Origin of the sequence: Pseudoalteromonas sp. SCSIO 43101, from assembly GCF_023650775.1 — a bacterium.
GTDB lineage: Bacteria > Pseudomonadota > Gammaproteobacteria > Enterobacterales > Alteromonadaceae > Pseudoalteromonas > Pseudoalteromonas apostichopi.
In genome coordinates, this window is record NZ_CP072673.1 from 3,383,961 (window position 1) to 3,410,188 (window position 26,228).

At 45.4% G+C, this 26,228-nt stretch carries 28 protein-coding genes; 12 read left to right on the forward strand and 16 right to left on the reverse strand.

Translation table 11 applies throughout. The annotated features are described in order from the left end of the window. Nucleotides 1-24 precede the first annotated feature (24 nt). The 4 genes from J8Z25_RS15650 to traL are packed head-to-tail and all read right to left on the reverse strand — an operon-like array spanning nucleotide 25 to nucleotide 3,101. A complete protein-coding gene (locus J8Z25_RS15650) occupies nucleotides 25-1,314 on the reverse strand; it encodes a TraB/VirB10 family protein (RefSeq protein WP_250661396.1) in 1,290 nt (429 codons plus the stop codon). A gap of 2 nt (nucleotides 1,315-1,316) precedes the next feature. After that, nucleotides 1,317-2,213 carry a TraK domain-containing protein gene (locus tag J8Z25_RS15655; protein WP_250662045.1) on the reverse strand — a complete coding sequence of 299 codons (897 nt, stop codon included), beginning with the start codon at nucleotides 2,211-2,213 and terminating at the stop codon, nucleotides 1,317-1,319. Next, the gene (locus tag J8Z25_RS15660) at nucleotides 2,197-2,823 is read right to left on the reverse strand and encodes a TraE/TraK family type IV conjugative transfer system protein (protein WP_217875232.1); all 627 of its coding nucleotides are present in this window, start codon (nucleotides 2,821-2,823) and stop codon (nucleotides 2,197-2,199) included. The genes J8Z25_RS15655 and J8Z25_RS15660 overlap by 17 nt, the downstream gene beginning before the upstream one ends. After that, nucleotides 2,820-3,101 carry a type IV conjugative transfer system protein TraL gene (gene traL / locus J8Z25_RS15665; protein WP_040132784.1) on the reverse strand — a complete coding sequence of 94 codons (282 nt, stop codon included), beginning with the start codon at nucleotides 3,099-3,101 and terminating at the stop codon, nucleotides 2,820-2,822. Before traL ends, J8Z25_RS15660 begins: the two co-directional genes overlap by 4 nt. A 239-nt stretch (nucleotides 3,102-3,340) precedes the next feature. Here traL and J8Z25_RS15670 point away from each other — a divergent pair, with 239 nt between their 5' ends. Continuing rightward, nucleotides 3,341-3,625 (forward strand): HigA family addiction module antitoxin, encoded by a 285-nt coding sequence (locus J8Z25_RS15670; protein ID WP_350338346.1) that lies wholly within the window; start codon nucleotides 3,341-3,343, stop codon nucleotides 3,623-3,625. A gap of 201 nt (nucleotides 3,626-3,826) precedes the next feature. Here the strand turns inward: J8Z25_RS15670 and J8Z25_RS15675 are convergent, their stop codons facing one another. The 8 genes from J8Z25_RS15675 to J8Z25_RS15710 all read right to left on the reverse strand — a co-directional run bounded on the left by J8Z25_RS15675 (nucleotide 3,827) and on the right by J8Z25_RS15710 (nucleotide 12,191). Then, nucleotides 3,827-4,933, reverse strand: coding sequence for a Fic family protein (locus J8Z25_RS15675; protein ID WP_250661397.1), 1,107 nt, complete (start codon nucleotides 4,931-4,933; stop codon nucleotides 3,827-3,829). Between the two features lie 152 nt (nucleotides 4,934-5,085). Further along, nucleotides 5,086-5,721 carry an IncC plasmid conjugative DNA transfer DtrJ family protein gene (locus J8Z25_RS15680; RefSeq protein ID WP_250661398.1) on the reverse strand — a complete coding sequence of 212 codons (636 nt, stop codon included), beginning with the start codon at nucleotides 5,719-5,721 and terminating at the stop codon, nucleotides 5,086-5,088. Next, on the reverse strand, nucleotides 5,708-6,268 hold the full coding sequence (locus J8Z25_RS15685; protein ID WP_153644082.1) for a conjugative transfer protein: 561 nt from the start codon (nucleotides 6,266-6,268) through the stop codon (nucleotides 5,708-5,710). Before J8Z25_RS15685 ends, J8Z25_RS15680 begins: the two co-directional genes overlap by 14 nt. Nucleotides 6,269-6,277: 9 nt before the next feature. Beyond that, the gene (gene traD, locus J8Z25_RS15690) at nucleotides 6,278-8,098 is read right to left on the reverse strand and encodes a conjugative transfer system coupling protein TraD (protein ID WP_250661399.1); all 1,821 of its coding nucleotides are present in this window, start codon (nucleotides 8,096-8,098) and stop codon (nucleotides 6,278-6,280) included. 48 nt (nucleotides 8,099-8,146) lie between these two features. Further along, nucleotides 8,147-10,297 (reverse strand): MobH family relaxase, encoded by a 2,151-nt coding sequence (gene mobH / locus J8Z25_RS15695; protein WP_250661400.1) that lies wholly within the window; start codon nucleotides 10,295-10,297, stop codon nucleotides 8,147-8,149. A 134-nt stretch (nucleotides 10,298-10,431) separates the two neighbouring features. Beyond that, nucleotides 10,432-11,064, reverse strand: coding sequence for a hypothetical protein (locus J8Z25_RS15700; RefSeq protein WP_250661401.1), 633 nt, complete (start codon nucleotides 11,062-11,064; stop codon nucleotides 10,432-10,434). Then, a complete protein-coding gene (locus J8Z25_RS15705; protein WP_250662052.1) occupies nucleotides 11,042-11,209 on the reverse strand; it encodes a hypothetical protein in 168 nt (55 codons plus the stop codon). The genes J8Z25_RS15700 and J8Z25_RS15705 overlap by 23 nt, the downstream gene beginning before the upstream one ends. 73 nt (nucleotides 11,210-11,282) lie before the next feature. Then, nucleotides 11,283-12,191 carry a 3'-5' exonuclease gene (locus J8Z25_RS15710; RefSeq protein ID WP_250659728.1) on the reverse strand — a complete coding sequence of 303 codons (909 nt, stop codon included), beginning with the start codon at nucleotides 12,189-12,191 and terminating at the stop codon, nucleotides 11,283-11,285. A gap of 645 nt (nucleotides 12,192-12,836) precedes the next feature. On the opposite strand from J8Z25_RS15710, the gene umuD reads away from it, so the two are divergent. Then, a complete protein-coding gene (umuD, locus tag J8Z25_RS15715; RefSeq protein WP_250661402.1) occupies nucleotides 12,837-13,286 on the forward strand; it encodes a translesion error-prone DNA polymerase V autoproteolytic subunit in 450 nt (149 codons plus the stop codon). Nucleotides 13,287-13,293: 7 nt separating this feature from the next. Next, nucleotides 13,294-14,562: a translesion error-prone DNA polymerase V subunit UmuC gene (gene umuC / locus J8Z25_RS15720; RefSeq protein WP_217875241.1), complete on the forward strand. Its 1,269-nt coding sequence runs from the start codon at nucleotides 13,294-13,296 to the stop codon at nucleotides 14,560-14,562. Between the two features lie 10 nt (nucleotides 14,563-14,572). Here the strand turns inward: umuC and mobI are convergent, their stop codons facing one another. Beyond that, nucleotides 14,573-14,998, reverse strand: a complete 426-nt coding sequence (gene mobI, locus J8Z25_RS15725; RefSeq protein ID WP_440590086.1) for a conjugative transfer protein MobI(A/C) — start codon at nucleotides 14,996-14,998, stop codon at nucleotides 14,573-14,575. A gap of 482 nt (nucleotides 14,999-15,480) precedes the next feature. Between mobI and J8Z25_RS15730 the strand changes: the two genes are divergently transcribed. The 4 genes from J8Z25_RS15730 (at nucleotide 15,481) to J8Z25_RS15745 (ending at nucleotide 18,257) form a co-directional block, all read left to right on the forward strand. Beyond that, on the forward strand, nucleotides 15,481-16,455 hold the full coding sequence (locus J8Z25_RS15730; RefSeq protein WP_217875243.1) for a ParM/StbA family protein: 975 nt from the start codon (nucleotides 15,481-15,483) through the stop codon (nucleotides 16,453-16,455). A 2-nt stretch (nucleotides 16,456-16,457) separates the two neighbouring features. Beyond that, nucleotides 16,458-16,724, forward strand: coding sequence for a hypothetical protein (locus J8Z25_RS15735; RefSeq protein ID WP_064663272.1), 267 nt, complete (start codon nucleotides 16,458-16,460; stop codon nucleotides 16,722-16,724). A 14-nt stretch (nucleotides 16,725-16,738) separates the two neighbouring features. After that, entirely contained in the window at nucleotides 16,739-17,965 is a 1,227-nt protein-coding gene (locus tag J8Z25_RS15740; RefSeq protein WP_250661403.1) for a tyrosine-type recombinase/integrase, read from the forward strand. 88 nt (nucleotides 17,966-18,053) lie between these two features. Next, the gene (locus tag J8Z25_RS15745) at nucleotides 18,054-18,257 is read left to right on the forward strand and encodes a helix-turn-helix transcriptional regulator (protein ID WP_217875245.1); all 204 of its coding nucleotides are present in this window, start codon (nucleotides 18,054-18,056) and stop codon (nucleotides 18,255-18,257) included. A 288-nt stretch (nucleotides 18,258-18,545) separates the two neighbouring features. Here J8Z25_RS15745 and J8Z25_RS15750 read toward each other — a convergent pair whose 3' ends face one another. Next, complete coding sequence (locus tag J8Z25_RS15750; protein WP_130050344.1) at nucleotides 18,546-18,944, reverse strand: acyl-CoA thioesterase; 399 nt, start codon at nucleotides 18,942-18,944, stop codon at nucleotides 18,546-18,548. Nucleotides 18,945-18,980: 36 nt separating this feature from the next. Between J8Z25_RS15750 and J8Z25_RS15755 the strand changes: the two genes are divergently transcribed. Beyond that, nucleotides 18,981-19,685 (forward strand): 2OG-Fe(II) oxygenase, encoded by a 705-nt coding sequence (locus J8Z25_RS15755; protein ID WP_054563475.1) that lies wholly within the window; start codon nucleotides 18,981-18,983, stop codon nucleotides 19,683-19,685. A 321-nt stretch (nucleotides 19,686-20,006) separates the two neighbouring features. On the opposite strand, the gene envZ is transcribed toward J8Z25_RS15755, so the two are convergent. Continuing rightward, complete coding sequence (gene envZ / locus J8Z25_RS15760; RefSeq protein ID WP_054562852.1) at nucleotides 20,007-21,302, reverse strand: two-component system sensor histidine kinase EnvZ; 1,296 nt, start codon at nucleotides 21,300-21,302, stop codon at nucleotides 20,007-20,009. 5 nt (nucleotides 21,303-21,307) lie between these two features. Beyond that, nucleotides 21,308-22,027 carry an osmolarity response regulator transcription factor OmpR gene (gene ompR / locus J8Z25_RS15765; RefSeq protein WP_130050343.1) on the reverse strand — a complete coding sequence of 240 codons (720 nt, stop codon included), beginning with the start codon at nucleotides 22,025-22,027 and terminating at the stop codon, nucleotides 21,308-21,310. Between the two features lie 157 nt (nucleotides 22,028-22,184). On the opposite strand from ompR, the gene greB reads away from it, so the two are divergent. From greB to J8Z25_RS15785, 4 genes are all read left to right on the forward strand, one after another. Continuing rightward, complete coding sequence (gene greB, locus J8Z25_RS15770) at nucleotides 22,185-22,667, forward strand: transcription elongation factor GreB (RefSeq protein WP_130050342.1); 483 nt, start codon at nucleotides 22,185-22,187, stop codon at nucleotides 22,665-22,667. 114 nt (nucleotides 22,668-22,781) lie between these two features. After that, the gene (locus J8Z25_RS15775) at nucleotides 22,782-23,090 is read left to right on the forward strand and encodes a hypothetical protein (protein WP_130050341.1); all 309 of its coding nucleotides are present in this window, start codon (nucleotides 22,782-22,784) and stop codon (nucleotides 23,088-23,090) included. A 45-nt stretch (nucleotides 23,091-23,135) separates the two neighbouring features. Further along, nucleotides 23,136-23,717, forward strand: a complete 582-nt coding sequence (locus J8Z25_RS15780; RefSeq protein ID WP_130050340.1) for a CBS domain-containing protein — start codon at nucleotides 23,136-23,138, stop codon at nucleotides 23,715-23,717. A gap of 136 nt (nucleotides 23,718-23,853) precedes the next feature. Further along, entirely contained in the window at nucleotides 23,854-26,169 is a 2,316-nt protein-coding gene (locus J8Z25_RS15785) for a Tex family protein (RefSeq protein WP_178926340.1), read from the forward strand. The last annotated feature ends 59 nt before the right edge of the window (nucleotides 26,170-26,228 follow it).

Consider the following 26,228-nt stretch of genomic DNA (forward strand, 5'->3'; position numbering starts at 1 on the left):
CGGTTAGCAACATGCAGGATTTTTTCATCTTCTTGCACCTCCCCCTTGCGAAGTGGCCAACGATAACGAGGCCCCACGAGTGACTATGACTTCAATCTTCCTTGCAGCGTCTACCTCTATGACTGGGAACATATTTTCAGCCATGTCCAAATAGAACTTGGCCACGCGATCCAATGCTTTACCTGTGCCTTTAATCGCAGCGCCTTGCAATGCTTCTTGGCTCATGACTTGCTGGTACAGCTGAGTATCACCGGCATTACCCGTCTGAATCGTCGGAACAGGATTTACATCAAATGCGCCAGCCAAGCCCTGAAGGAATCCAGCCATCATTGATTTGGCCACCAGCTGGCCTTGTTTCGACACTAATCGGCCACGAATACCGGCTTTGCCGTCTTCACCCACGGCATAAGAATCCAGTCGCGTTTCAATGACGCCACCATCTTCTCTCACACATGAAATGGTCTCGCCTCGCAAATAGGCACGCTCAGAGCTCAAATCACCGTAACCTGCGGCGATCAAGAAACACTCTTTGATATCCGCTCTAAATCGGTTGGGTAAAATGGCTTCCTTTTGAATCCTCAGCAATGCAGGAAAAGGTTCACGTCTTGCAGACTCGTGAGTAGGTGCATCCAAACCTGTGATCAAAGTACCTGAGATGATGCTGCCCGCCGGTAAATACAAAGGCGGCGCTTCTTGCACTACAACGTCTGGCTCGACAACCACTTCAGGCCCAATCATACGAATCGTGATTGGCGGCAATGGAACATCTCGTGCTCGTGTACCTTGGCCATTGGCTGGCTGCTGATAGAGCGGATCAGGCAGCGGCGCATTGGCAAAATAGTCGTCTGGGTTAGACGGCAGAGGCTTTTCGTCTTTGGGTAATTCCATGGCAGATAAAGGCACTTCAAAACGGCTATTTGTGCCTTCAACTGCTGCATCACCTCCTGCGCGAACATCATCAAGTTCCGCTCTAAGGCGAGCCAACTCCGCATTGACCTCACTTGGTATAGAAGGCGAACCTGAGCTTAGCCGTCCTGAATCGACGTCACGACGCAAGCGCTCAACTTCACGACGTAACTGTTCATTGCGCTCACTGAGTAGTTTTACGTTCGCAGCCAAACTATCGACCCCAACATCACGAGTATTGGTATCCGTAAGAATGTGCCGGATCGTTTCCTGTCTGTTCCGACTACTTGAGCCATCGTCAGGATTAGGTGAAAACACCATCACCATAAGAATGAGACCACCAGCAATACCAGCAACCGATAGGCCACGCTTCATGTTCGGGCTCATTTGTTCCCATAGTGCTTTCATCGTTATTCACCTCCCACAAGAAGCGAAGGTCGCTGACTTTCCACCGCTTCTTCACGATGATTGCGAACAACCACATACAACTCAGTCTTTTCACCCGGCAACAAGATATTGCGAGGCCAGTAGGCGCTTGCCACTATATCCGGTGCATGACAGGCTATTTCACTGGCTTCTATCGGCTCATCGGCAAAGCTTTCAACCAGACCTACGTAGACGGTGAAGTAATGTCCCGTCACAATTTGCCCCTGCTTAAAACCAAACTTTAAACCTGGCTGAAAACATTTCGGGCTTGTGTCAGTTTGGCCAGCTAAACGGATGTCATAGCCTTGTGGCAACTCATTTAGTGCAAGGCGTCTGAGTAAATCACGTAAGCTATCGACGTATGGCTGAGCCGTTTCCCAAGTGGCGGCTTTTCGGTTAACGACGCCCTTAATAGGCCACTGCTGACCATCAATAGCTAAGGTGATTTCACGCGGTGGAATACGACGAGGTACTAATGTGACAGATAATGCGGGCGCTTCCTGACCAGGCGGAGTGATGTAAAGTGAAACCGGTGATTCTTTGTCCGTGGCCACATATACAACATTCCCCTTGATTTGCGTCTGAGCATCACTGGTTGTTCTCACCTGAGGCGATTCAAACGGCGTCACAATCCGATTCAGATGGCCAAGTGCCACAGGGATCAGTTCATTAACTCCCGGTGTCATCAGTAGCGTTGTTGGCGCATCCGTTGAAACCGTATTGCTTTGAACCGGTGGATTTGCAGTAGCAGACTGCTTCATCACACTGGCTGGCACAATTGGCAATTCCACGTCTGCATACGACGCTTGAGATAACAGGACGCCACTCAAGCTGATTGCAATTAAGCTTGGTGTCATCCATCGACTAATTTTGGTTCGCATCATTCACCCTCCGGTTTTGCTCTTGGGTCAACTTTTCACGAACGCGCTTCGTTCTAGCTTGCCCCTCATACGTATCCATCCAGCTAAGTTTTGGACGGTATTGCTCAATATCGATGTCAAACTCATAGGTGCGAGTTTGGCGCTGCTCATCGCCAGATGGTCCAGAGACCAAGGAATAACCGGTCACAAAGACATGGCCGGTTTCATACTCGTATTCCACTTGTCTGGGTTGGAATTTGAGCGTGACTCGGTCTTCACGGATTTGTCTTGCCTGAATCTCCAGTGCATCGACCACTTGCTGGTACACCGCTGGAGAAAGTAGCGGCTCAATGGCAACCCGGATGAAAGACACATTACCCGGCGTCACGTTGCCCATAAGCTCAGCCAGGTATAGCCCCCAGGATTCCAGGTAATGTTGAGTAGCTTGGTTTCGTGACACTTCAGCCGTTTCAGATAAGGTTGGCGGTTGAATAGCTACCACGGTATTGCGAGAAAATGCCGCTACCGCAAGCAGCAAATTAGATAGCACCAGCACCGCAATCAGGAACCGTTGCCATCGGTTCTCTAATTGCGTGCCTTGCCATGATTTTAAAAACACGTCGAACTTCACGGCAGATAGCTCCTGATAAATGGGTTAGGGATCGTCTTGGCTTTGGTTGGCAACAGTCCGACCCAGTAAATGGCGTGAAGAATAAAACCATCTGGGCGACCATCACGAAAACGCCGATAGAGCTTGGTTGTCACCAACCCCAACAGGCATAAAACCAAGGCATTACCGGTAAAAATGCCGATCACTAGCCCCAACAGAATGGGAGCCATCTCATCGGCACTCCAAAGCAGGAAGTGCGGCGGGTCGTCGATATAGGATGGAATATTTACAGGTTCCATAGTCACTCCTCGTTGTTTAATTTGAGAAGTGAAGAATGCCTTGGGATTGGCAGCTTCAGTGGTCAGCTAGATGCCGAATTCTTGAAGGTTTTGAGGTGGCTTAGTGATTCTGTACTTACAATCAGATTGATATCGCAACCTTAAGGGTTACAATTAGCTCATGGTAATTCGCACGTTACATTCAGATTCAATGGACGAGATGCAGAAATTGTTAACTACGAGTTTTATAACCAATGACTATGCATAACCCTGCTCACCCTGGTGAGATATTAAAAGAGATGGTCATCGAGCCGTTGGAGTTGACGATTACCGATGTTGCAGAACACTTGAATGTAAGCCGTAAAACCCTATCCAAGGTATTGAACGGACGAGGTGCAATAACTTCGGAAATGGCTGTACGCTTGGAGCTGGCTTTTGCTAAACCCTCTGCTGACCACTGGTTGCGCCTGCAAAATGCTTATGATTTATCAGCTCTCAGAAATCAAAAGACAACGCTGCAAGTCCAGTCTTATGAACTAGCGTAGGGATAAAATTGATGTCTCTAAAAACATTGAAAGAAAAAGCACTCAAAAGCCCTAGTGTTGCAAGAGAATTTCATAAACTAAGTCGCGAATTTGCTCTAATCGAACGGAAACTTACACGTAAAATCGCTCGAACACACAAACCTTAAGCTAGTTGAAAACTGTCGCTAGTTCTATTGGCGTATTCTCTCAATGTTCGTATTTTTAACTCAAGTGTGCGAGCTTATAACGTGTGCTCCTCCCTCCCGCTTCACTTTTTACCAAGCAACCAATCTCGACCAACACCGCTAAATGACGAGAAGCGGTTGGCTTACTCACTTTTGCCACTTTATGGTATTGCGACGTATTAATGCCTTGGTCAAAATCTCCACCAAGCATTCGATTGAGCACTTTTACTTGCTCTGAGGACAGTCGCGTTTGATCGACATTTCGCCAGAAGTTTGTTTTAAAAACCGTTTGATCGATTTCTTCGAGCACATTGGTGAAGGTTTCACCTAAGGTGTTTAAAAACCACATAAGCCAAGCGGTAATATCAAGTTCACCTTTCTGGGATTGCTCTAATATTTCGTAGTAGCTTTTACGGTTGGCTAGAATCGCCACTGACATTGCATAGAATCGGACAGATTGGCGCTCAGCCTGGGCCAGCGCCAAATCAGTGAGTAAGCGGGTGATCCTGCCATTGCCGTCATCCAAAGGATGGAGCGTCACAAACCAGAGATGTGTTATCGCAGCTCTAAGTAATGGATCTAAAGTTGGGTCCTCACGAGAGTCATTAAACCAGCGAATAAACACGTCTAGTTCGGACTCAAGTACATCTCGGCTCGGCGCTTCAAAATGCACCGTGGGTTTATCAATCCTACCTGATACAACCTGCATAGGCTCTTCGCCGCGTAACTGCCCTCCTATAACAGGGTTGAACAAGGTGTAGCCCTCAGGAAACAGTCGTTTATGCCATTGTAATATTCTCTCAAGTGAGAGCGGCGAGTCTAAATTCTCCACCGCATCTAACATTATTTCTGCAAGGCCATCAGTGCGTTCAGTGGTTGGAAATGGTTTTTCTTCAGAAAGACCAAGTTTATTAGCCAACGACGAGCGAACAGAAAAAGCGTTGAGCTTCTCACCTTCAATGGCACTCGAATGAGTAATGTTCGCCAATAGCGTGTCTAACATACTTTGCTTTTGGTCTTTAGGTTGGCTCGACATCTTGCCCACCAACACCCCTTGGTGAAAGCGAATGTCTCGTAACTTGGGGTCAATAACCTTTTCATCCCAGATAAAGTTTGGCCAGTCAGCTTGTTGCCAGATCCACATCTTGTCACCTTTTGATTTAAATAACAGCACATTCAAATCATAGCACGATTCGAATAAAACCAACAATCACATCCAATAATGATGCGAATAATGCAGGTATTCATATCATCTTTCGATGTTATCACCTGTCTTGGCAGTCATTAACACTGGCCTCATATCTTCTTCTGCAAGTGACTTAACGCCAATCCCGCCATTAATGCCAAGCCGATGATCAGCGACGGTAACACCACCGGTGGAATAGCCAGCGGGGCGAACAATCCCATAAACAGCAAAATGACGCCTGAGCCCAGGATAATCATGCTGTAGCGGTGAATGATAGGGCTCGAAAAATCAAAGGTTGTCTTCTTAATTTTCCAGGTCATCAAGCCGTCCCACAGCGCCGGTAACATGAGAATAAGCGCAAAGGGCAACCAGACCATCAGCAAAGCAAATCGAGTGAACACCTGGTACAACACATCAAAAAATGCCTGAATACGGTCTTCTACCCAGACAAACCAAAAGCCTCCCATGTTCTCCATCCCTTTAGAACGAAGTCGCTGTTCTTCAGTGGGGATTAGAAAATCTCGCACAGATTTCTCCATCTGCGTATCCACAATCCATGACTGATACCAGCCATGGCTAGTTTGACCAATCCAATAGCTTGTTTGTGCGCCCAATTGATTTTGGATCATCTGCTTCTCTTTACTAATAACCCGGCCAGTCCAATCACCGGGCACTAACACGCCAATGGCAATAATCTCTAGCATCAGTGCCAGACACAGCAGCCAAACCGACTTATGCTTGCTCATGCCAAACATCCTCTTCTACTCGCGCCAGCATGGCTGCAACGGTTGGCGTCATAATCCGGGCTTTAATCACTTGTTGAAGCCGCTTTGTCGTCGTATGACCACTTTCATAACGCACATCGATGCGTCCTTCAGCTAAATACGCCATCCGATTCGGACGATTACGCATCCAGGTGTGGAAAAAGACACCATCCACAGCGGCCCACTCGAAATGGTCAGGATCACGCAGGCGAATCCCCGTTAAAGCACTGGCGGCAGTCCAAGTCAGTGCCTCAATGAAATGCCACAGGCGCACACTGTCATCATCACAACTGACTTCTTCATAACTGCCCAAGCCATTACACAGACACAAATCAAAGATGGAATGGCCATCTAACGTGAGCGCATCCGTTAAATAGTCCGCCAAACAGTGCACTGAAGCCAAAGCGTGAGGCCAATCGGTTTCAAGCAGTCTTAAAGCTTCCTTGAACTGAGGGTTATGTTGCTGCCACTGAGCGAGCATTTCTTTACTGGTAAGTGTTGTCATTTTCAGACAGACAGAATGATGCATACAGACTCCTTATGCTGCCTGTGTAGAGCTGGTTAAAATAGGAATGCGGCCTTTGATCACGCGGCCACCTGAAAGCTTGGCGATGTACTCCAGGTTGGGAAGCTGGCCTAATAACTGCGGTGGAAGCATATCGCCTTCTTCCTCCATCAAGCGTTCGCCATGATTGCCGGTAAACAACGCGGGGCTGTCCGAGTTGGACGACATACCTTGAGTTTGCATGATGTACTGCAACCGAGTTTTAGGCAGATTGTCGGTAATGTATTGCTGCGTTTCGGCATCCATCACCCGAAGGGATATCAAGTTGTTGATATTACCTAACACCTGGCGAGCTTTAGCTTCACTGCCTGTACGAGCGGCAAAGTCAGCAAAAGTCTGAGTAGCAATCACACAACGCATTTTTGCGCCACGGCCTTTGTTGAGCAGTTGAATGAAGGGATCGTTGACGACTTCAGCCGCCTCATCGATGAAGATATTTACGGGGCGATTTTCAACACCATAGTTATAGCGGTCACCGGCCACAGCCGTGAGATCGGATAAAAGCAACGAACCAATGGCGCTGCCAACCATGGCGTCGGTTAATGAATCCAACCCGATATAGGCCACTTGGGCATTGTTGATAATACGGCCAGAATCCGTAATTAACCGGCTGTCATCTACATCATTTGCAATCGGTGATAGCAATGGGCCTAGTTCACTTGATGTGAGCATATTGAGCACCGGCATCAGTGAGGCCACCATCTTGGAATAGTGGGTTCTATCATGTTCAAACATGCTCAAAAGGCCTTCCAAATCAGTATTGGCGGCAACGGGCTGAATGCGTTCGTAGTAAAAAAGCAGCATCGCCATAGCTTGTTTAGCCAAGGTATTGGCCTTTTCGGTAAAGCGCTTAATCTCCACACTAAAGTTCGGATACACCTGCTCCCCCCAGGCTGTGACGGCTTTTACTACTAAGCCTTCTGGGCCACCTTCCAAGAATCGTCTCAGTGTTTTCAGATCAGGACGCTGTGAAGTAAGCAACAAACCTTGCACGATGTTATTCAGTGCCATTTGGCCAAATGCTTTAAATGGATCAGCACCGGTTTCGGATGGGATTAATGCCGCAATACGACTGGCAATTTCAGTGCCCCGGTTAAAGTTCCTCAGGGGATTAAGACGTACTGAATGCTCAGGAAAACCCGGATGAAAATACACAAAGCGCTCAGGACTACCGGCGGCAATACAGGCTCGCTGCGCATTATCCTTAAGTTCCTTGTCTCCCTTGGGGTCAATAATAATCACGGCTTCATTGCGCAAAATGGCCTGGGTGATCATCGCATCAAAGCATCGGGTTTTTCCGGCACCGGTCGTACCGACAATTAAGGTATGGCCTTCTGTGTGACCAACTGGCTGGTACACATCTTCTTCTTTGGGCTCAACACCATGAATCCAGGTCGAACCCATTTGCTTGCCATGACCTTGGTTAAGCAAGGTTTGCTTATCCCGCTTTAAGATTTCATAAGCGCGTTGAGCATGACGTTGGTCCCACTCAAAGCCATACCCTAACCACAATTCATCTGGATGTTTTGCCATCACCTTTTGCAAATGCGACAGCGCCATAAAAGCCAAAGGTTTGCCTTTTAGTCCCTTCTGTAACTTATGAAGACGGTAAGCCTCAGGCAGGCGGTACAACGCCATGCCCGAGGAAATCCCTGTCATCCACCAAAATGGCTCAGGTGGTAGCTCAGTCAGCACTTCTGCGGCAATTGCCCCAGTGGCCCCAACTAGCCAACCTGCTGCTGCCATGGCCTCATAGTTCGTACGCCAGGGCATTTCGTATGCGTTTTCTTTCATTCATGCTCCGCAAAATAACCGTTTACAATCCGATTAACTTCAAATGGATTAACGTTTAGCGTGAGCGGTAAACAGAACCGTTTCCCCCTCATCAAACTGGCATTGGTCACTGGCCGAGATCCCCCGAAGCAGCTGTCCGGCTGGAATGCCATGCTCATTGGCGACTTGGCGTAAGGTTTGAATCGTGACGCGAACACCATCGACACTATGATCCACGTCTGGGTAATCGCCATCGGTCAGTAAGATGGGCAAATCTTTCACAAAATTAACCATCTGTTGGCGCTGCGCGTGTTTAGGGTCTGTACTTAAGTTCGCATTGGCCGCAATCGGCTTTTGCTTACGCTCCGCTGTTGTGGCGGGCTCTTTTGCTTGAGCATTGCTTGTATTAATTCGACTCGGACGCAGTGAAGTCTCTTCGTTCTGAATAGCTGCCGCCGGTTCTGCATCTTGTTTGGAGAGGTCTATCAGTGCAGTTAGTACTTTTGAAATCGATACCTTCAGCAGTAACCCTTGCTCCTGAACGCCATTATTCGAGGTCACAGTTCTGGCCTTACGTGTTGGGTTTGCGGGATCTAATTCAAGCCAATCTAATTGACTGAGTTCAGCAAGCAGTTTTCGAGGAGCACACCAAGGCCTTACGGCATCGGGATAGCGGATCAGTATCTGTTCACCAACCACAACCAGCGCACTGCTGGCTTCTGGGAGCCACGCCAAAGATTCAGGTAGATTCAATGCCTCTGCAACGTGCTGGATTACGTTATTTGAGATAGCGCCATCATTTAAATTGTTAGGCTTTTCATATCCATCACCCGGAACATTTTCATTTGCCTGAAGGTGATTAACGTCACTGGCATGACGAAGTTCATCATCTTGTTCGGACGATTTTGTCGATGGTGACTCAGTTGAATTGCTGTGATCGATTGATGATGACTCTTCAGGCAAGTCTGAATGCTCACTGGAACGACTCTGAGGCTCTGCTTGTGTTTGCTGTGTTGCTTCCCACTCAGGTTTGCTGAACAGTCTCACGCTACTTGGTACATTCGAGCTGAACAATAAATCGACCTCAGATATATGCAGCATGGGTAGCCAGATTGGCTTGTCGTCTTTGATCAGCACTTCAGGGGCAAGGCTTTCATATCGCTCATTTGAGGCGGATTTCGTGGCCAATCCTCGCTCAATGAGGATGTCAGCAAGGGTATCGGGATCTCTTGGGATGCCAGGTATCTTGTCTTTGGCCAATAACTCAATGATGTCCTTAGCCGCGCTTTTCCAGACCAGGTAAAGATAGGTTGATTGATTTGATTTTCGTACCCAAACTCTGGCGTCTCGCTGATTGACCAGCCATTGCGAACTGGCAACTAATCGCCTCATGGCATCAAGTAGATAGCGCTCTACTGGGACACCAAGCGCGTTGTCGTCAACGGAAATTCGTTGAGCTTTAAGGTCTCGCTGGACACTGGTTTGGTCGGCTTCAATGACCAATTTAGACAGGACATGCTCGGGATCGGTATTGCCAATCGCTTCTAGCATGGCTTGCAAAATTTCAGGGCCAGGTTGAGTTAACCAGGCGAGCAACTCAGGTGTCATCACCCGGTTTAACACCAGAATTGAGAATTGCTCGTGCCGCTTGCACCGTCCGTCGCGCCAGCGAATAAAATAACGTTCAATGCTATTATTAGTGGTCCACTGAGATAATGTTTCTAAAAAAGGGTTCCACTGATAGCGTCCATCTTCGTCTGTGATGGACAGGTCTGAAACGGGTTTACCAATATCATGGAACAAACCGCCTAATGCCGCCGCAACACGCCACCTTGGTTCCAGTTCTTTTTTTTCAACCGGGGTGCCACTGGCAACAAAGATGATCCCTTCAGCTGCTTGTGCCGCCCAGAAAGCAACTTCCAACGAATGACGAAATAGACCGCCAGCACCACTGTGATGATGATGCTCAGAAGCTGGCAGCAAGTGGACATACGCAGCCAGATGATCAATGCAGGGCTGAATCAACCGTTGAAAATCACGCTGGTTGAAGCCAAGTACCTGGCGAAGTTTGGCAATTAGCTCGTCTTGTGTGGACTGCAAATCCTCGGGTGATGCAGCTGGCAACCCCTTCAGGAATGGCGGATAGCGTGGAATGTCCGTGTCCGGTTGCGATGACAGCTCTGGTAGTGCTTTGGTTTGAAAAAATAGGTTTTTGAACATAGTGAACCTCCGACACGATAGTGTGAAGGTTCAATCTGGTGTTGTCGGTTGATTAGACTCAAATAAACTATATCTTTTAGTACACCCTCATTTTACCTGAACCACCCACCAATTGAGCTACAACGAACTAACACCTATCGCTGAACTACTATATAACTGTCATGATCAGCTGATTTTACAGTAAAGTTCCATTTGCAGGCTTCTGTCGCTTCATAGTTCACATCAGAAAAATCGAAACGCTCACGTGAATATGCCCTTCGACTCGTCCAATAACCCATGCCCTGATCTAAGATTATTTTTACGATTGAAGTGTCCGACAGATGAATAACTAGAGACCTGCCATGTGGCATATTTCGTGGTTCACAAACCTCACTATAAACCTCCAAGTTCAGCTGTCTTCCTAAAGTGTTAATAAAATCAGCTAGAGATCCATCATCGTAAAAATTGTCAGCAACGCAATATGGACTGCGCCCTCTATGATCCTGCTTCGGCTGTGCAGTCATGATTTCAGCAGTAAAATAACCTATCGCACGCTTTAAACTTGCCATTAAACTGACTATTAGATGGGCACTAATTGGGCTCACAATATATTTATCAAAATATTCTATTCTTTCAACACGATTATGAAGCTTTTCCTTTAAGCCTTTTACATGATCAAATAAGAAACCAACAAACTCTTCACCAAAACACAGAACATTGACATCTAGACGGTCGTCAATGTTCTCTATGATAGTGACCCCACTATTATTTAGCCGTGAATTCAGCAATCGCGTCTGGAGCAGACTCTTGGCCAAAGGACATCAAGTGCTTCCATGGATCTTTAAGAAAGCGCTCGAATGTGATGCCAAATTCAATGATGCGGGCAGAGACGAGGATTTCGCCCCAGTATTCAATGTAGGTGTCTTGGTACATGGAAAGATTCCTCTTGTTGGTTAAACCATGAGTTCACTTTCCATTTTCCAGAGGTTTTCAAATATGCAAGAGGCTATGACAAAGCTTTAAATCGATTGCGGGCATCTTTGTAGTCATAGTGAGCATGTTCTGAGCCACGATGGTACAAATCATCCAGGTAAGTTTGTTCCTGCGGCAGCTCGTCTTCGCTGATTTCGCGCCACCAATGCTTGTTGGCACCTTTAACACCGTCATGCCAGCGGTAACCACGCTCTTTTAGATAGTCCTTTACATCAAACGACGCACCAAACGCACGAACTAGCACAGTACGCCTGTCTGCTTCTGACAATAAGTTTGCAACGGACTCGGACAACAAATGGAACAACCAGGCCATCGCCAAACAATCGGTTGCAGCTCGGTGTCCTTCATAGAACCAACCTAAGCGAAGCAGCAGGTACTCAAGTTTTCGACTTTCAAAACCCAGCGCCTTCCAATCTATGCCACTGGCTGAACAGGCCCAAGACAGATGTCCTAATGCAGCAAACCGCTTTTCAAAGAAAGGACGATCAAACTGTGCATTGTGTGCAACCACCAGCGGATCATCGGATAACCAACTCGCTACCAGTGAATCATCAATGTGCTGGCCTTGCACCATATCATCGGTGATACCGGTTAACTCGGTAATCAGCTCGGGGATTGGCTTGCCGGGATCTTCATACAAGCTGATCACATCAACAATCGACACAATCCGCTTAGCCGAGGGGCTGTAAAGCACCTTAACCATACCAAGCTCAATAATGGACTCGTCATCGGCAGACAGTCCGGTTGTCTCTGTATCGAGCAGCACCATTGGCTGTTCATCACCGACCACAGGAGAGAGTTCAAGTGGCCAGGACTGCGGCTCACGCGTTAATGGAATACGCTCCAGCAATCTAAAATCTTCTGGTCTGTCAGGGATATCCGCGAGGCGCTCTAGCGGAAATAGCGCAGGGGCTCTTGTCATTGATGGTTCCTCTTCAATTCTATTGTTCGCTTTAGGTGATTTCACTGTGCCACAGGTTGTACAAAATGCACCTTGGATACCTCAGCGTTTTTTTAATCTTTCTACTGGGTGAGCCCATGTATGAAGGCTTTGGCTAAGCCTTTCAGAAAGTCAAAGTCTTAGCTAAACCCTTTAGGTAACCCTTACCGATACCCTTAACGTATGGCTTAGTCAACCCCTTTTCAAACGGTTGCAAAAGGCTTGAACCGAGTTCGACTGAGCATTTTAATGATGCTTCTGACTTCGCTTTAAGCCTGTAAATTCAATACGAAGCAGAATTTTACTAACTGTTTTGAAACCCTTTGCGAAGGGTTCAACAAGCCTTATCTGACGGTTACTCGACCCATGCGTTAACCAGTAGCAGTAACAGGATCAGTAACAGAAACAAGAGCAGTAGGCAGAAGCAGTATTGTCCAAGCCTTGCAGGCTTTGACTAGGGCGAGCGATCCCCCACATCAAGCTTTTCAACACAAAAAAGAAATCACCCACGACACAACGTCTTACTCGAACAACTACGTTTTACCTACAATTTTACTTGTAGAAATCAGCATAGCATTAGATACTGTATAAACAAACAGTGTTAATTCTATTTTTTCGAGGTTCGTCATGAGTGTCTCGCTGATAGGCCGTAGCGGCGCACTTGCCTTCATCAAAGCCAAGCGCCTTCGTATTCCATTGTTCATGGAACGTGTTTCTGCTGGTTTTCCCTCACCAGCGCAGGATTATGTTGAGCAAACGCTCGACCTCAACGAGCTGTGCATCAAGCGACCGGCTGCAACGTTCTTTGTACGTGTTGAAGGTGATTCAATGATTGATGCCGGGATTCACCCAGATGATATTTTGGTGGTTGATCGCTCTGTCCAAGCAGAACACGGTGACATTGTCATCGCGGGTATCCATGGTGAACTCACGGTAAAGGAGCTTCAACTGAGGCCGAGCGTCAAGCTGCTCCCAAGAAACCTAGCATATGAACCTATCCATATTCCTGAAGGGACTGAGTTAGAGATATTTGGTGTGGTCACCAATGTAGTGCGAAACATGCGCCGCAAGTCGTGACTATCCCATGCCTGTATTTGCCTTGGTGGACTGCAACAATTTTTACGCCAGTTGTGAGAAGCTGTTTCGTCCTGATTTAAAAGATACGCCAGTTGTGGTGCTGTCCAACAATGACGGCTGTGTGGTTGCACGCTCGCGTGAAGCCAAGTCACTCGGTATTAAAATGGGCGTACCCGCCTTTCAGATCAAAGCTGAAATACAGCGTCATGGCATTTTGGCTTTTTCGTCCAACTATGCGCTGTATGCAGATTTAAGCAGTCGAGTGATGCGCACTTTGGAAGAGATGGCGCCACGAGTAGAGGTTTACTCCATTGACGAAGCGTTTTTGGACTTAACCGGTATTGAGTCTGCCATATCCCTTGTCGAGTTCGGACAACAAGTGCGAGAGCGGATAGGTAACTGGATTGGGATCACCGTCTGTGTAGGCATTGCACCGACTAAAACACTCGCCAAACTGGCAAACCATGCCGCCAAAAAGTATCCAGCCACTCAGGGCGTTGTAGACCTGACCAATCCAGATCGGCAACGTCGATTACTCGCATTAGTTCCGGTTGATGATGTTTGGGGAGTTGGTAGACGGCTTTCTAAGCGTTTAAATGCGTTGGGTATCACCACAGCCTTAGACCTAGCCAATGCCTCTCCTAGAGCCATCAGAGACCAGTTTTCGGTGGTTTTAGAGAGAACCGTCAGAGAGCTCAATGGCGAGTCGTGCATTGAGCTTGAAGAGATCCCGCCAACTAAGAAACAAATCGTCTGTAGCCGTTCATTTGGCGTAAAAGTAACGCACTTTGAATTGTTACGTGAAGCTGTATGCGAATACGCTACCCGCGCCACTGAGAAGCTTCGCAAAGAACAGCAGCAAGCCAAAGTGCTGACCGTGTTCATACGTACCAGCCCCTTTAAGGACAACGAACCGCAATACAGCAACTCTGCATCGGGCGAGTTGCTGATCCCCAGTTACGATACACGAGATTTTATCGAACTGGCCAATCACTTACTCAAGCGGATATGGAAGGATGGTTTTCGTTATGCCAAAGCGGGCGTCATGCTGTCTGACTTTTACGATCCAGGCATGTTTCAACCAGGACTATTCGATGACGTATCGACCCGCTCTAATAGCCAACAGTTAATGTCTGTATTGGACACCATTAACCAAAGTGGTGCCGGAAAGGTTTTCTTTGCTGGACAAGGTACGAAGAAAGATTGGTCGATGAAGCGAGAGCATTTGTCTCCCGCCTACACAACACGCTGGGACCAGTTGCCGCGAGTGAAGTAGCGCAGTTAACTCAATAGACATTCACTCTGCGACGCAGCATGTTGAGCTTATCAACCTGGCGTCGAATATCACTGAAGAATTCTTCTTTCTCCATGGCCAGCGCTAGCTCCCATTCTTTGGCCAAACCTTGGCAGTCCAAAAATGCGTATCTCAGCTTCGTCTTTGAAATACGCAGCCCTTTACTAAAGACTACACGCTTGCCTCGTTGACCGTGAAAGCTGTTGATATACCACTCTATGCCAAAGCCATACTTAAAGTCTCTGATACGGACACCAAGCAGCCCCCAGTCTTTAAAGGGCGCATTCTCGCGAACCTTGTAATGGGTAACCCAAAAGTCATCAACTTCAGCTCGTGCCAGTGCTTTTAGCCTGTCCGTTTCTTGCTGAAGTAAATCTGATACCTCTGCTTTCCATTGTTCATTGACGATTTCTACCAAACCAATTTCCCCATCCAATTAACCCCAAAAGCCAAAACCACTATCCGTTTGGCTTTTGGATCGAAACGCCAAACGTAAAACTGCCGTAACAATCACTGTTTGGCGTCTCGATATAAATCAACTCGCGCAATCCCATACCTGACAAGGGATACAGGCCGATTTTACTTAAAAACGCCTAAAAAGACGTATTGCCATGAAAATACAAACCGTTTGGCAAGTTCAGGCCAGAATGCAAACGACGTTTGGCGTCTCGATTTTTTTGGCTCAGTCATCCGCCGCCAAACAGAGCCTATTCTCATACTTTTGCGAAAATGCAATAGGCAGATAGATGAAAGGATTTGTCACCTTTCTGCCCACCGCCAGTACACCGAATCCTGATAATGACATTTGAGTGAACCGCCAGAGCACTTGGACATGCCCAAGCGTGAACAGCGCGGTTAGTTGAAAACCGTTAGAGCACTTTGAGTGCACAGGAGATAAGTATGTTTGTACTAGGCGTAGATATCGGTTACTCAAACCTGAAGCTGGCAATTGGCCAATCAGGCAGTGAACCGAAAACCATTATTCTGCCTGCGGGTGCCGGTCCTGCGGATCGTATGCCGGAGCGTATCGGTGGAGGCGATGATGAAACTTGTTTGTATGTGTCTGTCGATAATGAGCGTTGGGCCGCTGGAGTGCCTGCTGGACGCCTTCAAGGCTGGGAGCGAGAGCTTCACCCGGAGTATCCCACCACAAAGACCTATAAGGCGCTTTTTCATGCCGCCTTGTTAATGGCTGAAACTGACTCCATCGATTTGGTTGTCACTGGATTACCGGTTTCCCAGTTTCATGAACCACAACGTAAGTCTGACCTTGTGCAGCGTTTAAAAGGTGTCCATCAAGTGACACCTAAGCGCAGCATCACTGTTCATGACGTCAAAGTGCTGCCGCAGCCTGCCGGTGCCTACATGGATCTGGTTCAAACAGGTGGTGATTTGGGCTTGATTGAAGAAGGTCGCGTCGTCGTCATCGATCCCGGCTTCTTTTCTGTTGACTGGGTTGCCCTTGAGGCCGGAGAAATTCGCTACAGCTCATCAGGAACCAGTCTTCAGGCAATGTCCGTACTACTGGAAACGATTGATAAGCTGATTTCGGAAGATCATGGTGCCAAAGTGGGTATGGATCGACTTGAAAAAGCCATGAGAACCGGCGACTTGCAGGTGCTGCTATTTGGAGAAAAAGTCGATATTTCACCTTATCTGAATGCTGCCATGAAAAAGGTAGCGCCTGTCGCTCTTACAGCCATGCGCCAATCCATGCGTGACGAAAGCATTAATGCGGACTTGGTATTGATCGCCGGAGGTGGAGCCTTGGCTTATAAGGAAGCGGCCAAGGAGATTTTTTCACGAAGCAAGATTATCGTGCCGGAACAGCCGGTTTTGGCGAATGTCCGAGGCTTCTGGTTTTATGGGGCGTGATCATGAGAGTCGTCGTCAACATTCCCCCAGGGAGCCACCCTGAACTGCTCAAAGAATTAGAAAAGACGCCGCCACGGGAACGCGCTGAGCGCCTGCGGATGCTGGCCACCTTTGGCTTAATTCACATGAGCCAACCCAATCTATCCACGTCATCTGCACCGGTGGATGGCCATGCTCCAGAAGTTGAAATTACTTCTGTGAGTACAGCGCCAGAACCCAAAGCAGAATCACGTAAACAATCATTAAAATCAAAACTTCGGTTTGACTAATTAGGGGGGTATTTATGAAGTTGTCAGATGCAAAATGCAGAAATATCAAACCTACCGAAAAAATACAAAAATTAACCGATGGCGCAGGTCTGTATTTAGAAGTTAAACCATCAGGAGCAAAAAAATGGCGTTACCGGTATCGCATTGCTGGGAAAGAAACAGTTTTTACAATTGGTGATTATCCTACAATTAGCCTTAGTGAAGCCAGAATTAAGCGCCAAGAGGCGACTGAACTAGTAAAAGAAGGTAAACATCCAACGACAATCAGACAGTCTCGAAAGGTTAAAAACGAATGGGAAAGCGTTAATACCTTTCAAGCGTTGGCTCATGAGTGGATAGAAAAGAATAAGTCCAAGTGGTCCGAAAACTACAAGCGCCAGATTGAAATCAATTTACGGCGTTATGTGTTTCCGTCAATTGGCAAGCTGCCAATCAAGTCTGTTGAATCAGCCCATATTTTGGTAATTGTCCAAAAAATAGAGAAACAAGGTGTTGATAAAAGAAAAGGTAAGAAAGGATCACCTTCAATTGCATTGCTTGTAAAGCAATGGTGCGGAGCAATTTTCCGGTATGCAGTAGTAACATTAAGGGCTGAATACGATCCGGCAGCCCCCATTCAAGGAGCTATTACAAGACCGAGAGTCAGGCATCATCCTCATTTAGAAGGCCCAGAACTAAGCGGTTTTATGAGAGCGTTAAACGCCTATGAAGAACGAGGAATGCGACAAACCATAATTGCATTGAGGTTACTACTGCTTACCTTTGTTCGAAACGGCGAGCTACGTCTTGCAATTTGGGATGAGTTTGATCTAGAAAATGCGATATGGCGAATTCCTGGCGAACGTATGAAAATGCGGGAGCCTCATGTCGTACCATTATCCAAACAAGCCATGCAACTTTTAAGAGAGCTTAAAACTTTTACAGGGCCATTTGGTTTTATTTTTCCAAATCGCTCTACTGCAAATACGGCGATGAGCAACACCACGATAAATAGAGCCATAGAGTACATGGGCTATAAAGCCCGTATTACTTCGCATGGATTCAGGGGTACGGCATCAACAGTGCTTCATGAGCACGAATGGCAACACGAAATTATTGAGAGGCAACTCGCGCATGCCGAACGAAATTCTGTAGTAAAAGCTTATAACCATGCTCAGCATCTATCTAAGCGCAGAGAGATGATGCAATGGTGGGCGGATTATTTGGATGAAATCGAATCTAAGGCACTGGAGGTCGATTGATTAAGTGATGAATTTTTGCATCTTGCTGACCTGCACTGGTTCTCCTCACACTTCATAATACTCCTGAATTAAACATTAGGAGTTAGTCATGGATAATCGAATTTTACGTTTACCCCAAGTTATTGAGTTAACTGGTTTCAGTCGAAGCTCAATTTATGCACTCATGAAGACTGGAGAATTTCCGCTCAACATCAAGCTTGGACAAAGGGCTGTGGGGTGGAAGGAGCAGGATATCACCAACTGGATAAATACCAGAGCATCATATACTCAACACTATGCACTCAGTAACTAAAGATAGTACGGGTATGGCCAGAATCATACCCGCATTCATACCCGCATTCATACCCGCATTCATACCCGCAATTTATCAAGATGGTGCTAGAACGCAATAAACGCTACAGGAAAAAAACGTTTTGTAATCAACTAAATGACTTGTAACTACTGGACGTTTATACACCACGCTAGATACTCATGCAGATTATCGATCATTAACAGCATTGCGTGTAACCCAAAATTACTCAGTCAAAATAATGAAGGCGCATTTTACCCCAAGCACTCATAAATGTCGGCAAAAAATGGTTTATTTCTCAGCGATTAAATGCGCTGTAAGGGCAGCTCTTTCTTGCTCATCAAGTTTTTTCGAGCATTTATTTGCAAAGTCATAACGAACTAATACCGTTTTACCAACTGCACAGCAATTATCTTGCTGCCAAGCTTCTTGGCGAAGTACAAATGAACTAGAACCGACATGCTCAACACTGGTTTTCACTGTAACATCGTGACCATAAAACAACTCACCCACAAAGCTTACTTCAACCTTGGCAATGATCAGTTTCCACTCATAAGGGTTTAAATCGGGCGTAAAAAACCTGAAAATAGGCGCTCGGGCGGCTTCAAACCATACAGGGAGTACGGTATTGTTGATGTGCCCTAGCACATCTGTTTCGCTAAAGCGTGGTGTGATAGTTTCAGTAAACATAGTAACCCTATAAAAAATATAAACTAAAGGTAGCTCATGACGGACTTTATTCGCGTATACGAAAACGCCCTCAGCAAAGAATTTTGCGACAACTTTATCACGGTATTTGAACAAAGCCCGCATTTAAAACAAGGCATTACCTCAGGTGGTGTCGATCTAGCGAAAAAAGACAGTCGCGATTTATACCTTAATAACCACCCTGAATACGCTGAGCAACTAAAGCATATTCAACAAACGACCGCGGGTTACGTCTTCAAATACCTTGAAGAGCATATTTTTATGATGATTGGTGCCTTTGGTTTAAAGGTTTACCATCCGCAAACGGGCAAACCTGTTGACCTAACACAAGACAATTTTGAAGAAGTCGGTAAACCACAGTTGCCACTATTAGTGCAGCAAATTTTCCGCATGGGTCCAATTCAAGCACAAAAATACGATATCAATAAAGGTGGCTACCCTTATTGGCATAGCGAGGTATACCCGCAAGCTGGCCATAACGAGGCCCTACATCGCGTGCTGTTATTTATGTTTTATTTAAATGATGTAGAGGAAGGTGGGGAAACTGAATTTTACTATCAACAACGAAAAATATCACCCAAACAGGGCTCTATGGTCGTAGCACCGGGCTACTTTACCCACACTCACCGTGGTAATAAGCCTATTTCAAATGATAAGTATATTTTAACGTCGTGGGTTTTATTCAACCGCGCAGAACAAATTTATGGACAACCACAATCCTGACGGTAAGCAATAATAATCTAAGCTAAAAGCTGTAAGTTTTAAGCTTTAAATTAAAAGAGCGCGGCATTTGATGCCGCGCTTTTTGTTTGCTTTGATAAATGAGAGCACAAGTAATGGCTATGTTCACTTGGAAATTTCTGTAACTACTAAATTTATGAAAATAAAATTTTAATTGCCGATTTCATGCATTTTGCACTTTATGAACCAGCTGTTCTCATTCAAATGGCTTTAAACTGGCTAACTATCTTAATAGTTATCTTGTTACTTCCTTTAAATTTCATCATTGCTTCAGCACCTTTCAAGGCTTACAGCTTAATACTTTTAAAACGGCAAATAAATCTGGGCGCTGAGACCACCTTCTGGGCGGTTAAGTAGTTGTACTCGGCCGCCGTGCATATCGACAATACGTTTAATTATCGCAAGACCTAAGCCACTGCCTTCACTACCGCGAGCGGCATCACCTTGTTTAAACGGTTCAAATACAGTTTCAAGTTCACTTTCGGGGATCCCCGGGCCGTGATCATTAACTACTACCATGGCAAACTTTTTATTACTGCTCACGCGGGTTTCGACCTCTATATCACCATCTGAATAGCGAATTGCATTTTCAATCATATTAGTAACAACACGCTTTATCGCCACCATACTTACTGGCACTTCGCTTAAGCTTGGATTCTCTTTAAAGGTAATAGTACGGTGATGTTTTTGCTCAGCCTCAACGACTTCAGAAACGATCGCATTTAAGTCTTCTAGCTCAAGTTCTTCGCGCTTGTGGTGACGTAAATATTCAATGAATTGGTCGATAATGGCGTTCATATCTTCAATATCATGAATGATCCCTTCTCGAAGGTAATCTTCATCATCCGACATCATTTCAGTCGCTAAACGAATCCGTGTAAGCGGCGTACGCAAATCATGAGAAACGCCTGCCATTAATAATCGACGGTCATTCTCAAGCGCAGCAATACCCCGTGACATTTGGTTAAATGCACGGGTTACTTCAATGACTTCAGTAGAACCTTGCTCTTCTAATTTGGTAGAAAAGTCGCCTACTCCCACTTTAACAGCCGCTTGTTGCAACGCTTTTAAAGGTCTATTTAGATGGCGGGCAAACAACCAGCCACCGAGAACACTTAAAAAACCAATACTTGATAGATAAAAGGTTAAGAACTTTAGGTTGTTTTCTTGCAATCCAGTGAGCGGCACACGCACCCAGTAGCCTGGTGCTTGCGGTGCTTCAACCCAATAAACAAGAGGATCTGTTTGGCTAATACGCACCCGTGCAGAGCCGTTAAGCTCTTTCGACATGCTTCGCGATAGCATCGAGTATTCACGAGTTTCAGCCAAGCCTTCACTCATTGCTTGGCGCTGGGTCATGACTTCAATGCCAGTGATCTCAAAAAACTTGTCAGAGGCTTCCTTACTTACCTCAACCCCCTCTTCCCATTCAATAAACACGGTTTTCACCTGTTTAGATAGGATCAGGTTTACTTGTTCTATAGTTGGTTTAACAACATAAAAACTGACCGTGATATAAGAGACAATTTGATTGATTAACAGCAAGGCCGCAACCAAAAATACTGTTTGTCCAAACGCACTACGTGGAAACATGCCCATTACTATTATTTTTCACCGTCTGGCACAAATACGTAGCCTAAGCCCCATACTGTTTGTATATAACGCGGATTAGCCGCATCGACTTCAATCATACGGCGTAAGCGTGAAACCTGAACATCGATACTGCGCTCAAGCGCACTATAATCACGACCACGCGCTAAGTTCATCAGTTTATCGCGACTAAGCGGTTCACGAGGATGAGTTACCAACGCTTTTAATACTGCAAACTCACCACTGGTTAACGACATTGTTTTGTCACCATGGCTCATTTCGCGGGTCGCAAGGTTTAGCGTGAAGTCGCCAAAGCTAATTTCGTTTTCTTCAGCAGCTGGAGCCCCCGGCACTTCTTTAGCACGACGACGTAAAATTGCTTTAATGCGCGCTAACAGTTCACGCGGGTTGAATGGTTTAGGAATGTAATCATCAGCACCTAGCTCTAAACCGATTATGCGGTCAACTTCATCGCCTTTGGCTGTAAGCATTACAATTGGAATGTCATTTTCTTTTTGACGTAAACGACGGCAAATTGATAACCCATCTTCACCTGGTAACATTAAATCTAATACAATCAAGTGGAAATTTTCACGCTCCAGCAAGCGATCCATCTGCTCTGAATTTGCTGCTGTGCGAACAATAAAGCCTTGTTCTACAAGGTAACGCTCTAGCAAACTGCGTAAGCGCATATCGTCATCAACAACCAATACTTTTGTCGTTTCGTGTCCCATAACTTTCATTCTTTTTGTAATATGTTACTTATTAATATAAATGAAAAAGTTAAGAATAAAAATCGAATTACGCGCTTAGATTGTTACTGAACATTTCAAAATCTGACTCGACAAAGTTTATACTTTGCGGCTGGTTTTCTTTTTAGGCTAAATAAAAATGGCAAAGACAAATTTAATAACCCGAGAGGGGTATCAGCAATTACAACAAGAACATGATTACTTATGGCATGAAAAGCGCCCTGAAATTACTAAAATTGTTACTTGGGCAGCAAGCTTAGGCGACCGCTCTGAAAACGCAGATTATCAGTTTAATAAACGTGTTTTACGACAGATAGATCGCCGTGTACGCTATCTTCGTAAACGTATGCCAGATCTTAAAATCGTTGACTATAACCCGCAGCAAGCGGGTAAAGTGTTTTTTGGCGCTTGGGTCGAAATTGAGAATGAACAAGGCGATACAAAGCGTTTCCGCATTGTCGGTCCCGACGAAATTTACGAGCGCAAAGATTACATTTCTATTGATGCACCTATGGCTCGAGCGCTACTTGGTAAACAGGTTGATGATGATTTTTCGGTGATGACGCCTGAAGGCGCAAAAGAATGGTATATCAACGAGATAACTTATCCTGATGCGAAATAATTTTTCCCAGAAAATTCAGAAAGCGTTAATTATTGATTGTTTAGTCTGAAAATGTGATCTATAACTAAAGGTACTCAAGATAAATCATTACTTGAGTTTTAGAAGGTAGTAAGTATGTCAAACGCAATACAACGCATCATGAGTAATGCCATTGTATTCGCACTATTAATAAGTGTGAGTTTGATATCTTACGCCAGTGATATAGAAAGCCATTCAGACAGTGTTACGCCAACCGCTCACTTTATTGCGTGCGATAGTGCAGAGCCTGCCAACTTAGATACCGACCTCGATAAGCATACTCCTGCGTTCGTCGCTAATGTAGCCCAACCACTGCCAGATGCACGTATGGTTTCGTATGTTCACTCTTCTAATAAGGTGTCTGTTTATAGCGCGCACCAGCGAGGGCCGCCTGCTTTTAATTAACTTAAATTTTCAATTTCAGTTTTATTAAAATGTATGGTGACCAAAATGAATAATTTCAAAGAATTACGTCTTCAAGATATCTCTAATGGCGCATTATCTAATGCAGTGAATGAAGTTGAGCCAACACTAGATCTCACTTCTCCAGCTTTAAAAGTACTTAATAGCTTTACTAAAAAAGACCCTTTACGTGCACATTACGGCACCACAATTGTCGATGCGTTAAAGCAAACTAATAGCTGTTGCTCAGATTTTATTTTAGTTGTAGATAGCGAGGACAAACTGCTTGGCCTTACATCTAGCGCTGACTTACAAAGCTCAAAAATTATGATTCTTGCACAGCGCTTGAACTTACACCGTGACGAAATCACCTTGCATGATGTGATGACTCCTCTTGGCAATTTAGCGGGAGTAAGCCTGCAAAGCATCAGCTATGCATGTATTGGTGATGCTCTACAAACAATGGAGCACCAAGGTATGATGTTCCTATTAGTAACCAGTGCTAAACAAGAAATTTGTGGTTTGATTTCAGCTCGTGAAATTGCTAAAAAACTACATATCCCAGTTAATATCAACCCAATTGCTAATAGCTTTAGCGAAGTATTACAACATGTGGATCACCCACACTAAGCATTAAAATCTGCGTTGTGTAAGACTATTTTTGCAGGCCTTAAAAGCAGTGCTTTTAAGGCCTTCTTATTGTGATATTATTCAGGCAATTAATCTTCAGTTTTACTGATTTTCTATTTTTAAAAAAGGTTTATGCATGAGCAATATCTCTGCACGCTTAGCGACCGAGCTAAATGCCCAGCAATCACAAGTTGTTGCTGCAATCAAACTACTTGATGAAGGTGCCACAGTCCCTTTTATCGCCCGTTATCGTAAAGAAGTAACTGGTGGCTTAGATGACACGCAATTACGTTTACTTGAGCAGCGTTTATCGTATTTACGTGAATTAGAAGAACGCCGCAGCTTTATCCTTGCCACTATCGAAGAGCAAGGTAAGCTAACTGCCGAGCTAAGTGATGACATTAATAACGCTGACAGTAAAACTGAGCTCGAAGACTTATATCTGCCTTTCAAACCTAAACGCAGAACGAAAGGACAAATAGCTATTGAAGCAGGCATTGAACCGCTTGCCGATGCGCTATTTAATAACTCAAGCCTTGACCCAGAAGAACAAGCTAGTAGTTACATTAATGCTGAAGCAGGCTTTGCTGATACAAAAGCAGTGCTTGATGGCGCTAAATTTATTCTAATGGAGCGCTTTGCTGAAGACGCCAAATTACTTGCTAAATTTCGTAGTCATATTGCACAACACGGTCAAATTGAAAGTGCTGTAATCGCAGGCCATGAAAATGAAGGCGTGAAGTACCGCGACTACTTTGAGCATCAAGAACCGCTTAAGAAAGTACCATCACACCGTGCACTTGCTATGCTTCGTGCTCGTAATGAAGGCGTATTACAACTGAGTATCAACCCTGAGCCAAGCGCAGAAAATCCAGCGCAAGTATGCGCGCAAATGATTGCTGATCATTACCGCTTAGATGTTAGCAACTCTGCTGCAAGCAGTTGGCTAATGGGCGTAGTGCAATGGGCATGGAAAATTAAGTTAAGCCTACATCTAGAGAATGAATTTTTAGGTGCAATGCGCGAAAAAGCAGAAACCGGCGCAATTGACGTTTTTGCTAAGAACTTAAAAGACTTATTAATGGCCGCTCCTGCAGGCCCACGCACCACGTTAGGTCTCGATCCTGGTTTACGCACAGGTTGTAAAATTGCCGTTGTAGACAGCACTGGCAAGCTGTTAACAACACAAACGATTTTCCCGCACGCTCCACAAAATCATTGGGATAAATCGCTTCGTACTTTAGAACAATTATGTCGCCAGCATAAAGTTGAGCTAATTGCTATTGGTAATGGTACGGCTTCACGTGAATCTGACAAGTTAGTAGCAGAACTGATTAAAGCAAACAGTGAACTAAAACTAAATAAAGTAATGGTCAGTGAAGCAGGCGCATCTGTTTATTCAGCGTCTGAATTTGCAGCCAATGAGTTCCCTAACCTTGATGTTTCACTACGTGGTGCGGTGTCTATTGCGCGCCGCTTACAAGACCCACTTGCCGAGCTGGTAAAAATTGAGCCTAAATCAATCGGTGTAGGTCAGTATCAACACGATGTATCGCAAAGCCAACTAGGGCAAACGCTAACTTCAGTAGTCGAAGACTGTGTAAACTCTGTAGGTGTAGACTTAAACATGGCATCAGTGCCATTACTTACTCGCGTATCAGGCTTAAACAAAACGTTAGCGCAAAATATTGTTAGCTACCGCGATGCGAATGGCTCATTTAGTAAACGTTCTGAACTGAAAAAAGTTGAACGCTTAGGTCCAAAAGCCTTTGAACAAGCTGCCGGTTTCTTACGTATCAGTACAGGTTCAGATCCTCTCGATAACTCGTCAGTTCACCCTGAAGCCTACCCTGTTGTTAAGCGTATTTGCGAGAAAAACAGCTTAGATGTAAACAGCCTAATTGGTAACTCTGATATCCTAAACAAGCTCGTTGCTAACGATTACACAGACGAAAAGTTTGGTTTACCTACCGTTACCGACATTATCAAAGAACTTGATAAACCGGGTCGTGACCCGCGCCCTGAGTTTAAAACAGCGGAATTTAAAGCCGGTGTTGAAACCATTAACGACCTTAAACCTGGTATGATTTTAGAGGGTGTGGTGTCTAACGTTGCTAACTTCGGTGCCTTCGTTGATGTGGGCGTACACCAAGACGGTTTAGTGCATATTTCTGCTATTACCAATAAGTTTATTTCCGACCCACGTGAAGTGGTTAAAGCTGGTGATATTGTAAAAGTAAAAGTAGTTGAAGTAGATGCTGCACGTAAACGTATTAGCTTTACTATGCGTTTAGACGATGATGTTGATACCAGCAATAAAGCCGCACCAGCGAGCAAACCTAAGCCTGCAGCTAAAGCGAAAAGCGCACCAAAGCAAAAACGCGAATTTGGTAATGTTGCGATGGGCAATGCGTTTGCAGATGCATTTGCCAATGCAAAAGTGAAAAAGTAATCCCCAAATAGATTAATCAAACTGGTATCAATCGATAATAAAAAACCGCGTGAGTTTAA

Excerpts from the sequence above, each read along its gene's own strand:
- J8Z25_RS15670 (WP_350338346.1), top strand. The coding sequence starts at position 3,341 with ATGCATAACCCTGCTCACCCTGGTGAGATATTAAAAGAGATGGTCATC.
- greB (WP_130050342.1), top strand. The coding sequence starts at position 22,185 with ATGGCAAAGACAAATTTAATAACCCGAGAGGGGTATCAGCAATTACAA.
- J8Z25_RS15705 (WP_250662052.1), bottom strand. The coding sequence starts at position 11,209 with ATGTACCAAGACACCTACATTGAATACTGGGGCGAAATCCTCGTCTCT.
- umuC (WP_217875241.1), top strand. The coding sequence starts at position 13,294 with ATGCCTGTATTTGCCTTGGTGGACTGCAACAATTTTTACGCCAGTTGT.
- J8Z25_RS15755 (WP_054563475.1), top strand. The coding sequence starts at position 18,981 with ATGACGGACTTTATTCGCGTATACGAAAACGCCCTCAGCAAAGAATTT.
- J8Z25_RS15745 (WP_217875245.1), top strand. The coding sequence starts at position 18,054 with ATGGATAATCGAATTTTACGTTTACCCCAAGTTATTGAGTTAACTGGT.
- J8Z25_RS15650 (WP_250661396.1), bottom strand. The coding sequence starts at position 1,314 with ATGAAAGCACTATGGGAACAAATGAGCCCGAACATGAAGCGTGGCCTA.
- ompR (WP_130050343.1), bottom strand. The coding sequence starts at position 22,027 with ATGGGACACGAAACGACAAAAGTATTGGTTGTTGATGACGATATGCGC.
- J8Z25_RS15775 (WP_130050341.1), top strand. The coding sequence starts at position 22,782 with ATGTCAAACGCAATACAACGCATCATGAGTAATGCCATTGTATTCGCA.
- J8Z25_RS15780 (WP_130050340.1), top strand. The coding sequence starts at position 23,136 with ATGAATAATTTCAAAGAATTACGTCTTCAAGATATCTCTAATGGCGCA.
- J8Z25_RS15680 (WP_250661398.1), bottom strand. The coding sequence starts at position 5,721 with ATGAGCAAGCATAAGTCGGTTTGGCTGCTGTGTCTGGCACTGATGCTA.
- envZ (WP_054562852.1), bottom strand. The coding sequence starts at position 21,302 with ATGGGCATGTTTCCACGTAGTGCGTTTGGACAAACAGTATTTTTGGTT.
- J8Z25_RS15740 (WP_250661403.1), top strand. The coding sequence starts at position 16,739 with ATGAAGTTGTCAGATGCAAAATGCAGAAATATCAAACCTACCGAAAAA.
- J8Z25_RS15735 (WP_064663272.1), top strand. The coding sequence starts at position 16,458 with ATGAGAGTCGTCGTCAACATTCCCCCAGGGAGCCACCCTGAACTGCTC.
- mobH (WP_250661400.1), bottom strand. The coding sequence starts at position 10,297 with ATGTTCAAAAACCTATTTTTTCAAACCAAAGCACTACCAGAGCTGTCA.
- J8Z25_RS15730 (WP_217875243.1), top strand. The coding sequence starts at position 15,481 with ATGTTTGTACTAGGCGTAGATATCGGTTACTCAAACCTGAAGCTGGCA.
- J8Z25_RS15685 (WP_153644082.1), bottom strand. The coding sequence starts at position 6,268 with ATGCATCATTCTGTCTGTCTGAAAATGACAACACTTACCAGTAAAGAA.
- traD (WP_250661399.1), bottom strand. The coding sequence starts at position 8,098 with ATGAAAGAAAACGCATACGAAATGCCCTGGCGTACGAACTATGAGGCC.
- J8Z25_RS15710 (WP_250659728.1), bottom strand. The coding sequence starts at position 12,191 with ATGACAAGAGCCCCTGCGCTATTTCCGCTAGAGCGCCTCGCGGATATC.
- J8Z25_RS15655 (WP_250662045.1), bottom strand. The coding sequence starts at position 2,213 with ATGCGAACCAAAATTAGTCGATGGATGACACCAAGCTTAATTGCAATC.
- J8Z25_RS15675 (WP_250661397.1), bottom strand. The coding sequence starts at position 4,933 with ATGTGGATCTGGCAACAAGCTGACTGGCCAAACTTTATCTGGGATGAA.
- J8Z25_RS15750 (WP_130050344.1), bottom strand. The coding sequence starts at position 18,944 with ATGTTTACTGAAACTATCACACCACGCTTTAGCGAAACAGATGTGCTA.
- J8Z25_RS15785 (WP_178926340.1), top strand. The coding sequence starts at position 23,854 with ATGAGCAATATCTCTGCACGCTTAGCGACCGAGCTAAATGCCCAGCAA.
- umuD (WP_250661402.1), top strand. The coding sequence starts at position 12,837 with ATGAGTGTCTCGCTGATAGGCCGTAGCGGCGCACTTGCCTTCATCAAA.
- traL (WP_040132784.1), bottom strand. The coding sequence starts at position 3,101 with ATGGAACCTGTAAATATTCCATCCTATATCGACGACCCGCCGCACTTC.